The following is a 13,763-nucleotide window of genomic DNA, read 5'->3' on the forward strand; positions in this document are numbered from 1 at the left end:
AAGTATGCCCCACTCCGACCCCCAGCCCTCCTACACCAAGGGACCGGACGCCGGCCCCCTGTTCGAAATTCCGATTGGCGACGCCTTCGACGCCACCGTGAGCCGCCATGGCGAGCGCGAAGCCCTGGTGGTGCGCCACCAGGGCCTGCGCTACAGCTGGAGCCAGCTCGGCCAGCAAGTGGAACGGCACGCGCGCGCCCTGATGGCCCTGGGCCTGACCGCCGGCGACCGGGTCGGCATCTGGTCGCCGAATTGCGCCGAGTGGTGCATCGCCCAATTCGCCACCGCCAAGATCGGCGCCATTCTGGTCAACATCAACCCGGCCTACCGGCTCGAGGATCTGCGCTACGCGCTCAATCAGTCCGGCTGCCAATGGCTGATCTGCGCGGACACCTTCAAGACCTCCGATTACCACCGCATGGTGCTCGATCTGGTGCCGTCCCTGGCCGGCGCCGAACCGGGCCGGCTCGATGATCCGGGCGCGCCGGAATTGCGTGGCGTGATCAGCCTGGCGGACCAGCCACCGGCGGGCTTTCTGCCCTGGCGGCGGCTCGACGAGCACGCCGAACGGGTGTCCGCCGACACCCTGCGCCAGCGTCAGAACGGACTGGACGCCAACGACCCCATCAACATCCAGTACACCTCCGGCACCACCGGTTTCCCCAAGGGCGCCACCCTCAGCCACCGCAACATCCTCAACAACGGCCACCTGGTGGGCGAAAGCCTGGGCCTCAACGAACGGGACCGGCTGGTGATCCCGGTGCCCTTGTACCACTGCTTCGGCATGGTGATGGGCAACCTGGCCTGCGTGACCCACGGCACCACCATGATCTACCCGAACGCCGGCTTCGATCCGGAAAGCACGCTGCACGCGGTGGCCGAGGAACAAGCCACCGCCCTGTACGGCGTGCCCACCATGTTCATCGCCGAGCTGGCCAGCCCGGTGCGCCAGCAAGTGGATCTGTCCAGCCTGCGCACCGGCATCATGGCCGGCGCCACCTGCCCGGTGGAGGTGATGCGCAAGGTCATCGACGAGATGCACATGAGCGAGGTGCAGATCGCCTACGGCATGACCGAGACCAGCCCGGTGTCCCTGCAGACCGGCGCCAATGACGAACTGGAGCGGCGCGTCAGCACCGTGGGCCGCACCCAGCCCCACCTGGAAACCAAGCTCATCGACGAACACGGCGCCACCGTGGAACGGGGCCAGATCGGCGAGCTGTGCACCCGGGGTTACTCGGTGATGCTCGGCTACTGGAACAACCCGGAAGGCACCCGCGAGGCCATCGACGACCAGGGCTGGATGCACACCGGCGACCTGGCGGAGATGGACGAGCAGGGTTACGTGCGCATCGTCGGCCGCGCCAAGGACCTGATCATCCGCGGCGGCGAGAACGTCTACCCGAGGGAGATCGAGGAGTTCCTGTACACCCACGAGGCGGTGGAGGAAGTGCAGGTGATCGGCGTCGCCGACGACCGTTACGGCGAGGAAATCGTCGCCTGGGTGAAAATCCGTCCCGGCACCGAGGTGGACGACGCCGTCCTGCTGGCCTTCTGCCGGGACCGCATCGCCCACTTCAAGATTCCGCGCTGGTTCCGTCTGGTGGACGAGTTCCCGATGACGGTCACCGGCAAGATCCAGAAATTCCGCATGCGTGAAATCAGTGAACGGAGCCTGAAGGAGCAAGGCCATGCTTGATTACCAAACCGCCGTGGAACGGTTCGATCTACAGCGCGCCGTGGACCGTGACCTGCACGGTTCCCTGGAGGCCCTGAACGCCTGCGTGGAATGCTGCGACCGCCACCTGGGCCAGGACCGGGTGGCGCTTTATCAGGAAAGCGAGGACGGCCATGGCGAGCAGTACACCTTCGAGCAACTGAGCGACGCCGCCGGGCGCTTCGCCACCGTGCTCGCGGACCGGGGCGTGGGCGCCGGCGACCGCGTGGCGGGGCTGCTGCCCCGGCGGGTGGAACTGCTGATCACGGTGCTCGCCACCTGGCGCCTGGGCGCGGTCTATCAGCCGCTGTTCACCGCCTTCGGCCCCAAGGCCATCGAGCACCGGGTGCATGCCGCCGACACCCGCGTCATCGTCACCGACCGCGACAATCGGGACAAACTCGACGAGGTCGACACCGACGCGGCGGTGATCACGGTGGACGCCGACCGCGACGGCGACGGCGACTTCCACGCCCTGATGGAGGGCACCCGGGACCCTCACCCGCCGGTGATGCGCGACGCCCGGGACCCGTTCCTGATGATGTTCACCTCCGGCACCACCGGGTTGCCCAAGGCGGTGCCGGTGCCGCTCAGGGCGATTCTCGCCTTCCAGGGCTACCTGCGCGACGCCGTGGGCCTGCGCGAGGACGACCGCTTCTGGAATCTGGCCGATCCGGGCTGGGCCTATGGCCTGTACTACGCGATCACCGGCCCGCTGGCCCTGGGCCACGCCACCACCTTCTACAGCGGCGGCTTCAGCGTCGAAAGCACCTGCCGGGTGATCGAGAAATACCGGATCACCAACCTGGCCGGCTCGCCCACCGCCTTCCGCCTGATGATGGCCGGCGGCGCGCCGGTGGTGGAGGCACTGCGCGGCCGGCTGCGCGCCGTCAGCAGCGCCGGCGAGCCGCTCACCCCGGCGGTGATCCGCTGGTTCGCCGAGGAGCTGGGCGTCACCATCCACGACCACTACGGCCAGACCGAACTGGGCATGGTGCTGTGCAACCACCATGCGCTGCGCCATCCGGTCCGCGAGGGCGCCGCCGGCGTGGCCGTGCCCGGGCACCGGGTGGTGGTGGTCGATGACCAGGGCCGGGAGCTGCCCCCCGGTGAGCCCGGCATTCTGGCGGTGGACCGGCGCCAGTCGCCGCTGTTCTGGTTCGAGGGCTATCCGTCGGCGCCGGGCAAGTCGTTCCTCGGCGATTACTATCTCAGCGGCGATACCGTGGAAGGCAACGAGGACGGCACCATCAGCTTTCAGGGCCGGGACGACGACATCATCACCACCTCCGGTTACCGGGTCGGCCCCTTCGACGTGGAAAGCGCCCTGATCGAACACCCGGCGGTGGTGGAGGCGGCGGTGGTCGGCGTGCCGGACCCGGAGCGCACCGAGATCGTCAAGGCGTTCGTGGTCACCGGCGCCGGCCACGCCGGCGACGAAGCGCTGGCCCGGGAGCTTCAGGAGCAGGTGCGTCACCGGCTGTCGGCCCACGCCTATCCGCGCCGGATCGAATTCGTGGACAGCCTGCCGAAAACACCCAGCGGCAAGATTCAGCGTTTCCTGCTGCGCGGGCAGGCAACCCCGGAGCGGTAATACTTTGGCACCAATCATCAGCGACTTTGGCACGCAACGCATTGAGCCGGCGGAGGTTAATCGCTAGCGTCCCGGTAACATCAAGAATGCCAACAAAACGAGGACCGCCATGCACCGCCACCTGCTCGCCTGGCTGGGCGGGGCCGCCCTGGCCCTGCCCGGCGTCGCCGCCGCCCTGACCCCCGACGACACCCACGAGCTGGACGCGGTCACCGTCACCGGCACGCGCCTGGAACGGGATCTCGCCGATCTGCCCGGCGCCGCCACGGTGGTGGACGCGGCCCGGGTGCAGGCCGGCCAGCCGCGCCTGCAGTTGGACGAAAGCCTGAGCCGGGTGCCCGGCCTGTACCTGCAGAACCGCTACAACTTCGCCCAGGGGCTGCGGCTTTCCAGCCGCGGCTTCGGCGCCCGGGCGCCGTTCGGGGTACGTGGTTTACGCCTGAACGTGGACGGTTTTCCCGAGACCCTGCCGGACGGCCAGTCCCAGGTGGACGCCATCGACCTGGACGGCCTGGAATCGATCACCGTGCTGCGCGGCCCGTCCTCGGTGTTGTACGGCAACGCCACCGGCGGCGTGGTGGACATGACCACGCGCACCGGCCGCGACCTGCGCTACGACCAGCGCGTGAGCGTGGCCGGCGGCGAGAACGGCTACCGCAAGGCGCGCCTGGAACTGGGCGGCGCCGACCGCGACGGCCACCATTACCTGAGCCTCACCGGCCTGCGCCACGACGGCCAGCGCCAGCAGAGCGACATGGAAAAATATCTGCTTAACGCCCGGGTGGGCCGCGCCCTCTCCGAGGACCGGGATCTGGAGCTGTTCTTCACCGCCCTGGACACCCCGGTGGCCGAGGACCCGGGCGGCCTGACCCGCGCCCAGGTGGACGACGACCGTGACCAGGCGGCGCGCTTCTCCAACCTGCTGGACGCCGGCCAGGAAGTGACCCAGCAACGCCTGGGCGTGCTCTACCGGGACCGCGGCCTGGGCGGCGAGCTGCGCCTGCGCGGCTTCGTCACGCAGCGGGATTTCCGCCAGCAACTGCCCTTCCCCGGCAGCAGCCTGATCGACTATCAACGGCTGTTTTACGGGCTGCGCCTGGAATACACCAACCAGGCACGCCTGTTCGGCCTGGACCACCGTTTCATCGTCGGCGTGGACGCGGACCGCCAGCGGGACGATCGGGGCCGGCGCAGCGTCAACGTGGCCGGCCAGGTCACCGGCGAAACCGCCGACGAGGACCAGACCGCCACCGCCAGCGGCCTGTTCGTGCAGACCGACACCGACCTCACCGACACCCTGGTGCTGGCCCTGGGCGCCCGCGCCGACCGGGTACGCCTGGACATCGACGACCACCGTCTGGTGGACGGCGACCAGAGCGGCGACCAGACCTTCAACGAAGGCAGCTACAGCGCCGGCCTCACCTGGCACCTGCACCCCCGCCACAGCGTCTACGCCACGGTCAGCAACGCCTTCGAGACACCCACCTTCACCGAGCTGGCCAACCCCTCCGGCGCCGGCGGCTTCAACCCGGACCTGGACCCGCAGAAGGCGGTGAACCGGGAAATCGGCGGCCGTGGCCGGCTCGGCCGGCGGCTGTTCTACGACCTGGCCCTGTTCAGCGTGCGGGTGCGCGACGAGATCACCCCCTATGAACTGAACGGCCGCACCTTCTACGACAACGCCGCGCGCACCCGGCGCGACGGCCTGGAACTGATGCTCGAGCACCAGACCACCGAGCGGCTCACCCTGACCCTGGCCTACACCTACTCGGACTTCGAATTCGAGGACTTCTTCGATGAGCAGCAAAGCCAGGACGTGAGCGGCAACCGGCTGCCCGGCCTGCCCCGCCATCATCTGTTCGCGGAAGCCGCCTGGCGCTGGTCCAACGGCGCCTTCCTGGTGGTCGACGGCGATTACGCCGGTCAGGTCTACGCGGAGAACAGCAACGAAACGGAAGTGGACGATTATCTGGTGGCCGGCCTGCGCGGCGGACGGGAATGGCGCCTGGGCGGTCGCGCCCTGACGCTCTACGCGGGGATCAAGAATCTGTTCGACGAGGACTACATCGCCAACCTGCGCATCAACGCCAACAGCGATCGCCCCGACCCGGCGGATCGGGGCTATTACGAACCGGCGCCGGGCCGCCACTGGTACGCCGGCGCCTCCTACGCCTGGTGAGCGTGGGGAGGATCACATGATGCCCGCCGCCTTCTTGATGTCGTTGACGCTCTGCTTGGTGAGATCCTTGTCCACTTCGCGGATCACCACCTCCTTGGTGGGATCGTCCAGCTTGTCGCGCAGCGTGCCCAGGAAGCGGGGTTCGGCGATCAGAATGAAATCGTCCACGCCGCCCTTGTCGTGGGCCGCCTTCATGTAGGACGCCACTTCCTTGGCGAAGAACGCCGCGTGCTTGTCGGAGGTGGCCTGCTGGTTGCCGGTGGCGCGGGGGTTGCCGTGCAGGGCGCCGCTGCCTTCCTTGCCGCCTTCACCGGTGCGCAGGTCGCCGGCGTGGGCCTGGCTTTCCGGATGATCCAGGTGGTCGATTTCGCGAATGCGGCCGACCTGGTGGGCGAACACGCGGGCATGGGCGGCGTTGCTGGCGATCACGTAGGTGGTCATGGCTCTCTCCTGGTTCCGTGTGTGACTGCTCCTTCCCCCCTAACCTCGCGTTCCCCGCCCTTGCGTTCAACCCGTACCCCGCACCGCGCCGGTAAAAAACCATCAAACCCGTTCACCGCGCTATGAAACAAAAAAAGCCGCCCCGGGGTTGGAGAGGCGGCGAAGTCAAGGCAGGAACAGGTTCAGCGCCGCATTCAGGACATCATATCGAGCACGATGCGCCCTTCGATCTTGCCCTCCAGCATGCGCTGGAAGACATCGTTGATGTTGTCGAGTTTTTCCGTGGCCACGGTGGCCTTGACCTTGCCTTCGCCGGCGAAGTCGAGCGCCTCCTGCAGGTCCTGACGGGTGCCGACGATGGAGCCGCGCACGGTGATGCCGTTAAGCACCGTGTCGAAGATCGGCAGCGGGAATTCACCCGGTGGCAGACCGTTGAGCACCAGGGTGCCGCCCCGGCGCAGCATGCGCTGGGCCTGGTCGAAGGCCTTGGGCGAAACGGCGGTGACCAGCACCCCGTGGGCGCCGCCGATGTCGCGCTTGAGCACCTCCGCCGGATCGGCGCGCAGCGCATTGACGGTGAGGGTGGCGCCGAGTCGCTCGGCCAGGGCCAGCTTGCCGTCGTCGATGTCCACGGCGGCCACGTTGAAGCCCATGGCCTTGGCGTACTGCACCGCCATGTGGCCGAGGCCACCGATACCGGAGATCACCACCCATTGCCCGGGGCGCGCTTCGGTCATCTTCAGGCCCTTGTAGACCGTGACGCCGGCGCACAGCACCGGAGCGATTTCGAGGAAATCCACGTTGTCCGGCAGCCGCCCCACGTAGCCGGCATCGGCCAGGGTGTAATCCGCGAAGCCGCCGTTCACCGAGTAGCCGGTGTTTTCCTGCGATTCGCACAGGGTCTCCCAGCCACCCAGGCAGTGTTCGCAATGGCCACAGGCGGAATAGAGCCAGGGCACGCCAACCCGGTCGCCTTCCTTGACGTGCTTGACCCCGTCGCCCACCGCCACCACATGGCCAACGCCTTCGTGGCCGGGGATAAAGGGCGGCTCCGGTTTCACCGGCCAATCGCCGTGGGCGGCGTGCAGGTCGGTGTGGCACACCCCGGAAGCGGCCACGCGGACCAGGATCTCACCCTGCCCGGGGCGCGGGGTGGCGACCTCCTCGATCGCCAGCGGCTCGCCGAAGCGGCGCACCACGGCGGCTTTCATTGTCTTTTCCATGCTCATACCTCCTCATCGGGCGGGCGGCCATTGGCCACCCGCCCGATGTCGTTCTTGTAGGAAAAACCGTGAATCAGAAGAAGCCGAGGGGATTGATGTCGTAGCTCACCAGCAGGTTCTTGGTCTGCTGGTAGTGCTCCAGGGCCACCTTGTGGGTCTCGCGGCCGACGCCGGATTTCTTGTAGCCGCCGAAGGCGGCGTGGGCCGGATAGGCGTGGTAGCAGTTGGTCCAAACGCGCCCGGCCTGGATGCCCCGGCCCATGCGGAACGCCACGTTGATGTCGCGGCTCCACACCCCGGCGCCGAGGCCGAACTCGGTGTCGTTGGCGATGGCCAGGGCGTCCTCTTCGTCCTTGAAGGTGGTCACCGCCACCACCGGGCCGAAGATCTCTTCCTGGAACACGCGCATCTTGTTGTGCCCCTTGAGCAGCGTGGGCTGAATGTAGAAGCCGCCGCCGATGTCGCCGTCCAGGGTTTCCCGGTCACCGCCGGACAACACTTCGGCCCCCTCGGTGCGGGCCACTTCCATGTAGGACATGATCTTGTCGAACTGTTCCTGGGAGGCCTGGGCGCCCACCTGCACATCGGTGTCCAGGGGGTTGCCGCGCTTGATGGTCTTCATGCGCTCGAGCACGCGCCCCATGAAGTCGTCGTACATGTCTTCCTGGATCAGCGCCCGGGACGGGCAGGTGCACACCTCGCCCTGGTTGAAGAACGCCAGCACCAGGCCTTCCACCGCCTTATCGATGAATTGCGGTTCGGCGTTCATGATGTCGGCGAAGTAGATGTTGGGGGATTTGCCGCCCAGCTCCACGGTGGAGGGAATGATGTTTTCCGCCGCGCACTTGAGGATGTGCGAGCCCACCGGGGTGGAGCCGGTGAAGGCGATCTTGGCGATGCGCTTGCTGGTGGCCAGGGCCTGGCCGGCTTCCTCGCCGAAGCCGTTGACGATGTTGATCACGCCGGCGGGCAGCAGATCGCCGATCAGCTCCATGACCTTGAGAATCGAGGCCGGGGTCTGCTCGGCGGGCTTGAGCACCACGCAGTTGCCGGCGGCCAGGGCCGGGGCCAGCTTCCAGGCCGCCATCAGGATCGGGAAGTTCCAGGGAATGATCTGGCCGACCACGCCCAGGGGCTCATGGAAGTGGTAGGCCACGGTGTTGGCGTCAATGTCGGCGGCGCTGCCTTCCTGGGCGCGGATGCAGCCGGCGAAATAGCGGAAATGGTCCACCGCCAGGGGCAGGTCGGCGTTGAGGGTTTCACGCACCGCCTTGCCGTTGTCCCAGGTCTCCGCCACGGCCAGGGCTTCCAGGTTCCGTTCCAGGCGGTCGGCGATGCGCAGCAGCAGATTGGAGCGCTCGCCCGCGGAGGTGCGGCCCCAGGCCGGCGCCGCCTTGTGGGCGGCGTCCAGGGCCAGGTCGATGTCCTCCGTGGAGGAACGGGCGATCTGGCAGAACACCTTGCCGTTCACCGGGCTCACGTTGTCGAAGTAGCGGCCGTGGACGGGGGCCACCCATTCACCGCCGATGTAGTTCTCGTAGCGTTCCTGGAAGGAGACCACGGCTCCTTGGCTACCGGGGTTGTCGTAAATCATCGCGAAGTGTCCTCGTTATTGGTGCGAATCGTCAGAATCAGGTTAGTCCCGGGCGCGCGCCACGCGCATGCGACCAAGGTATTGGTCGGCGCCCTCATTTGGTCGTAGCCGCCGGCTCGCCCCACAGGTAGCGGCGCTCGTAGTCGGCGTAGAAGTGGCTCACCGAGCGGGTCAGTTCGTAGCGGGCCAGGGGCCAGGCGGCGATGGCTTCGGGCAGGGGCGCGTCGATCACCCGGTTGGCGGTGGCGCCCCGTTCGGCGCCGGCGCGCAGCCGCCGATGCAGCCAGGCCAGCCAGGCGTCGGTGGCGGCGACCGGGCCCGGGTCCCGGGCCACCGGCCCGTGGCCCGGCACCAGCACCTTGAAGTCCAACGCCGCCAGCGTGGCCAGATCGTCGCGCCAGACCGCGATGCCCGGGCTGTGGGGCGTGGTGGGCGCGCGGTGGTGGAACACCAGATCGCCGGTGAACAGGACCCCGGTGGCCGGGTCCAGCACCGCCAGGTCGCTGCCGCTGTGGCCGCGCAACGCCAGCAGCCGCAGCGGGTAGCCGCCGAAGCGCCGTTCGCCGGCGGCCAGATCCACGCTGGCCGGCACCAGGCCGGTGTCCCGGGCGGCGTCGCCCAGACGTTGGTAGAGGGTGTCGCGGAAGGCCTCGCCGTGGCGGCGGAAGGCGGCGCGGGTGCCCGGCAAGGCGGCGATCTCCGCCTCCGGGAAGGCGCCATTGCCGAACACATGGTCCGGATGGTGATGGGTGTTGAGCACCCAGCGCACCGGCTGGTCGGTGACGCCGGCGATGGCGGCGCGCAGGGCGTGGCCGTAGGCCAGGGTGCTGCCGGTGTCGATCACCAGCACGCCGTGGCCGGTGACGATGAAGGCGCTGTTGGCGATGTCGCCGCCGTTGTCCTCGCTGAGCTCCTCGGGGCGACCCTCCACCATCCAGGTGTGCTCCGCCACCGGTTGCGGCGTCAGGTGGTGCTCAAAGGGCGGTGGCGCGGCGCCGGCGCCCAACGGCCACAGCAGCGCCGCCAGCAGAGCCGTGTCACGGAATCCCATGGTCGAACTCATTGCCGTTGTTGTCCCGGGCCTGGAACCGGTAGGCGGCGTCCTCGCCACCGCTCAGGGTCACCGCCAGTTCCGGGTTCTCGCTCACCGAGGCGTGCCAGTCGAAGCGCGCCACCGGCTCGCCGTCGCGCAGGAACGCCACCCGTTCCACGTAGAAGGCGTCGACGCTGGGGATCAGGCCGCTGTCCATGGGGTGGAACAGTTTCACCCGCAGCCGGCTGCCAGCCGGGTCGGCGAACCTGCGGGCCGCCACCCGCCCGAAGGTCTCCGACCAGTCGTCCACCTGTTTGGCGATACCGGGGGTGGAGCAGCCGCCGCCCTCGCCTTCCACCCGGGCGCTGCCCACGTACCAGACGCCGTCGCTGAGCAGGGCGGCGCGCACCGGCGACGACTGCTCCAGGCGCACGTTGAGCGCCACCCGGGCGAGGCCGTCGCTGAGCGGCCGGTAATCGAACACCAGCGGGATCGGGTTCAGTTCGATCCACAGCAGCATGCGCTGGAAGCGGCCGTCGAAGGCCGGCGCTTCCACCGCCACCGGCACGCGGCCGGAGTCCTCGGCGAAATCCGGCGTGATCACCCGCACCCGGTCGTCGAAACGCACCGGGGTGTCGCCCAGGAAACGCGCCCGGTAGCGCTCCCACATGAACGACTCCAGGGGATCGTCGGCGGCGGCAACCGGCACCGGCAACGCCGCCAGCATCAGCATCACCATCACCAGCGGAGCCAGGACACCAGCCGGCGCCGGTCTAGAGTTCACCGGTGGTCTCCAGGCTCACGGTTTCCAGCCAGGTGCGGATCGCCCACAGGGCCTCCTGGCTCAGGTAATTGGCCATGGGCGGCATCAGCACCCGGCCGTTGCGGCTGGCGCCGTTGATCACTCTCTCCTTGAACCACTGGTCGCCGTAGTCGCCGTTTTCCAGCTCGCGCAGGTCCGGAGCGATGCCGCCGGACTTGGCTTCCAGGCCGTGGCAGGAGGCGCAGTTCTGGTTGTAGGCGGAGCGGCCCACTTCCACCGCCAGGTCGTGCTGTTCATGGGGTTCCCGGTAGGGATTGCTGTCGCGCCATTGCTCGCCGAGATCCTCCAGGCCGCGGGTGTTCACCGATTGCGGCGTGACGTCACCGTGGCCCTGGGCCAGGGGCGCGAGGGGCAGAGTGAGGGCCAGGGCCAGCAGGGTTGTTGTTCTGATCATGGTCGGGTCCTTTTTGCTCGGGGTTCGCATCGCCCCCCAATCTAGCCAGCCACCCGACCGGGCCATACTCCCCCTTGGACGCAGAGCCCCCGGGCCCTTGGTCGTAGACCCAATTGACCGGGCGGAATGCGTCGCCGGTCGGTAGCGGCGCCGCCGGCTCCTGCCCCTAAATGGCGGTCTCGACCATCAAGAGGCTCAAACCATGAAAAAAATAATCGGCGTCCTTTCGGTGTCGACCCTGCTGGGTCTGGGTGCCAGTGGCGGCGCCCTGGCCAAGGACGTTTCCTGGAAGGACATACTCAACGACGCGAAAACCACCGACGACGTGCTGATGTACGGCCTGGGCGTGCAAGCCCAGCGCTACAGCACCCTGACCAACATCAACGCGGACAACGTGGGCATGCTGACGCCGGCCTGGTCATTCTCGTTCGGCGATGAGAAGCAGCGTGGCCAGGAATCCCAGGCCCTGGTCCACGACGGCGTGATCTACGTGACCGGTTCCTATTCCCGGGTGTTCGCCATCGACGCGCGCACCGGCAAGAAACTATGGGACTACAGCCACCGGCTGCCGGACGACATCCGGCCCTGCTGCGACGTGGTCAACCGGGGCGCCGCCATCTACGGCGACAAGATCTTCTTCGGCACCCTGGACGCCAGCATCGTGGCGCTCGACAAGGACACCGGCCGGGTGGCGTGGCGCAAGAAGTTCGCCGACCACAAGGTGGGCTACACCATGACCGGGGCGCCCACCATCGTGAAGGATCAGAAGACCGGCAAGGTGCTGCTGATCCACGGCTCCTCCGGGGATGAATTCGGCGTGGTGGGCCGGCTGTTCGCCCGCGACCCGGACACCGGCGAGGAAATCTGGATGCGGCCCTTCGTGGAAGGCCACATGGGCCGGCTCAACGGCGAGGAAAGCACCCCCAGCGGCGACCCTCGGGCGCCGTCCTGGCCGGACGATCCGGATACCGAAACCGGCAAGGTGAAAGCCTGGAGCCACGGCGGCGGCGCCCCCTGGCAAAGCGCCACCTTCGACCCGGACACCAACACCATCGTCATCGGCGCCGGCAACCCGGCCCCCTGGAACGGCTGGGCGCGTACCGCGCCGGGCGGCGACCCGGGGGACTACGACAGCCTCTACACCTCCGGCCAGGTGGGCGTGGACCCGAGCACCGGCGAGATCAAGTGGTTCTATCAGCACACCCCCAACGACACCTGGGATTTCTCCGGCAACAACGAGATCGTGCTGTTCGACTACCAGGACGAGAATGGCAAGACCCACAAGGCCGGCGCCCACGCCGACCGCAACGGTTTCTTCTACGTCACCGACCGCGCCAGCGGCGAGCTGATCAACGCCTTCCCGTTCGTGGACGGCATCACCTGGGCCAAGGGCATCGACCTGGACACCGGCCGCCCCATCGAGGTGGAAGGCCAGCGCCCGGCGCGGCTCAAGGACGGCGAGACCCGCTCCAAGGCGGTCGAGGTGTCACCGCCGTTCCTGGGCGGCAAGAACTGGAACCCCATGGCCTACAGCCGCGACACCGGCCTGTTCTACGTGCCCGCCAACCATTGGAAAGAGGACTATTGGACCGAGGAAGTGGAATACAAGCCTGGCTCCGCCTATCTGGGCATGGGCTTCCGCATCAAGAAACTGTTCGACGACCATGTGGGCATCCTGCGCGCCATGGACCCGACCACCGGCGACGTGGTCTGGCAGCACAAGGAGAAGATGCCGCTGTGGGCCGGCGTGCTGGCCACCCAGGGCAACCTGGTGTTCACCGGCACCGGCGACGGTTACTTCAAGGCGTTCAACGCGAAAACCGGCGAGGAGCTGTGGAAGTTCCAGGTGGGCACCGGGATCATCTCCCCGCCGATCACCTGGGAAATGGACGGTGAGCAGTACATCGGCGTGACCGCCGGTTACGGTGGCGCGGTGCCGCTGTGGGGCGGCGACATGGCCGACCTGACCCGGCCGATTTCCCAGGGCGGCTCCTTCTGGGTGTTCAAGCTGCCCGAGTTCGCCAAGAAACTGGCCCGACAATAACCCCCCCCGGCCGGCCCTTCGCGGGCCGGCTCCGTTTTCGGAGTTTCCCCATGCGAATCCGAGCCAAGCTTCTGCTCAGCACGCTGCTGGTAATGGCCGGCGCCCTGCTGCTGGATACGCCGCCGCGCGCCGACGACACCTGGACGCCACCGCGCCACAACGGCTGCGTGCTGGAACGGAAAACCCAATGCCCCGGCGCCGACCTGAGCGGCGCCGTGCTCGCCAACCTGGACCTGCGCGGTGCCGATTTCCAGGGCGCCAACCTGCGCGGCGCCGATCTGCGCCATACGGACCTGCGTGGCGTCAATCTGGCCGGCGCCGACCTCGGCGGCGCCGATCTGACCCGCGCCATCCTGATCAGCACCAATCTGCGCGGCGCCGACCTGCGGCAGGCCCGGCTGGTGGCCATCGACAGCTGGAATCTGTTCGCCCAGAAGGCCAACTTCGACGGCGCCGACCTGACCGGGGCCAACCTGGAGTTCGGCCGTCTCACCCGGGCCAGCTGGCGCCACGCGCGCCTGCGGGCCGCCAATCTGGAGATGGCCTGGATGAACAAATCCAACCTGGAGCACGCCGACCTGCGCGACGCCAACCTGCAGGAAACCAAGCTCAACCTGTCGACGCTGGAAGGCGCCGACGTGACCGGCGCGCGCCTGCGCTTCACCAACTTCCAGGGCACCTACATGCGCGATTGCAGCGGCTGCCCCCGGGACTGGTGACC

Annotated in this window: 11 protein-coding genes; 5 read left to right on the forward strand and 6 right to left on the reverse strand. The window is 68.0% G+C overall.

Annotated elements, in window-relative coordinates; genetic code table 11:
- Positions 1-4 precede the first annotated feature (4 nt).
- The 3 genes from HMJ39_RS05645 to HMJ39_RS05655 all read left to right on the forward strand — a co-directional run bounded on the left by HMJ39_RS05645 (position 5) and on the right by HMJ39_RS05655 (position 5,490).
- On the forward strand, positions 5-1,699 hold the full coding sequence (locus HMJ39_RS05645) for an AMP-binding protein (RefSeq protein ID WP_194296591.1): 1,695 nt from the start codon (positions 5-7) through the stop codon (positions 1,697-1,699).
- Positions 1,692-3,311: an AMP-binding protein gene (locus tag HMJ39_RS05650; protein WP_194296592.1), complete on the forward strand. Its 1,620-nt coding sequence runs from the start codon at positions 1,692-1,694 to the stop codon at positions 3,309-3,311. Before HMJ39_RS05645 ends, HMJ39_RS05650 begins: the two co-directional genes overlap by 8 nt.
- Before the next feature lie 109 nt (positions 3,312-3,420).
- Positions 3,421-5,490, forward strand: a complete 2,070-nt coding sequence (locus tag HMJ39_RS05655; RefSeq protein ID WP_194296593.1) for a TonB-dependent receptor family protein — start codon at positions 3,421-3,423, stop codon at positions 5,488-5,490.
- 12 nt (positions 5,491-5,502) lie between these two features.
- On the opposite strand, the gene HMJ39_RS05660 is transcribed toward HMJ39_RS05655, so the two are convergent.
- The 6 genes from HMJ39_RS05660 to pedF all read right to left on the reverse strand — a co-directional run bounded on the left by HMJ39_RS05660 (position 5,503) and on the right by pedF (position 10,998).
- On the reverse strand, positions 5,503-5,931 hold the full coding sequence (locus HMJ39_RS05660) for a host attachment protein (protein ID WP_161383131.1): 429 nt from the start codon (positions 5,929-5,931) through the stop codon (positions 5,503-5,505).
- Between the two features lie 194 nt (positions 5,932-6,125).
- Positions 6,126-7,154 carry an alcohol dehydrogenase AdhP gene (gene adhP / locus HMJ39_RS05665; RefSeq protein ID WP_194296594.1) on the reverse strand — a complete coding sequence of 343 codons (1,029 nt, stop codon included), beginning with the start codon at positions 7,152-7,154 and terminating at the stop codon, positions 6,126-6,128.
- A gap of 73 nt (positions 7,155-7,227) precedes the next feature.
- Complete coding sequence (exaC, locus tag HMJ39_RS05670) at positions 7,228-8,748, reverse strand: acetaldehyde dehydrogenase ExaC (RefSeq protein ID WP_194296595.1); 1,521 nt, start codon at positions 8,746-8,748, stop codon at positions 7,228-7,230.
- Positions 8,749-8,842: 94 nt separating this feature from the next.
- Positions 8,843-9,799 carry a quinoprotein relay system zinc metallohydrolase 1 gene (locus HMJ39_RS05675; RefSeq protein WP_194296596.1) on the reverse strand — a complete coding sequence of 319 codons (957 nt, stop codon included), beginning with the start codon at positions 9,797-9,799 and terminating at the stop codon, positions 8,843-8,845.
- Positions 9,786-10,565, reverse strand: a complete 780-nt coding sequence (locus HMJ39_RS05680) for a quinoprotein dehydrogenase-associated SoxYZ-like carrier (protein ID WP_323370849.1) — start codon at positions 10,563-10,565, stop codon at positions 9,786-9,788. Before HMJ39_RS05680 ends, HMJ39_RS05675 begins: the two co-directional genes overlap by 14 nt.
- A complete protein-coding gene (gene pedF, locus HMJ39_RS05685; protein ID WP_161383134.1) occupies positions 10,555-10,998 on the reverse strand; it encodes a cytochrome c-550 PedF in 444 nt (147 codons plus the stop codon). Before pedF ends, HMJ39_RS05680 begins: the two co-directional genes overlap by 11 nt.
- A gap of 202 nt (positions 10,999-11,200) precedes the next feature.
- Here pedF and HMJ39_RS05690 point away from each other — a divergent pair, with 202 nt between their 5' ends.
- A complete protein-coding gene (locus HMJ39_RS05690; RefSeq protein ID WP_194296598.1) occupies positions 11,201-13,042 on the forward strand; it encodes a PQQ-dependent methanol/ethanol family dehydrogenase in 1,842 nt (613 codons plus the stop codon).
- A 50-nt stretch (positions 13,043-13,092) separates the two neighbouring features.
- Positions 13,093-13,761 (forward strand): pentapeptide repeat-containing protein, encoded by a 669-nt coding sequence (locus HMJ39_RS05695; protein WP_161383136.1) that lies wholly within the window; start codon positions 13,093-13,095, stop codon positions 13,759-13,761.
- Positions 13,762-13,763 lie beyond the last annotated feature (2 nt).

The sequence above is a fragment of the Alloalcanivorax profundimaris genome (assembly GCF_015265435.1).
In the GTDB taxonomy this organism is placed as follows: Bacteria; Pseudomonadota; Gammaproteobacteria; order Pseudomonadales; family Alcanivoracaceae; genus Alloalcanivorax; species Alloalcanivorax profundimaris.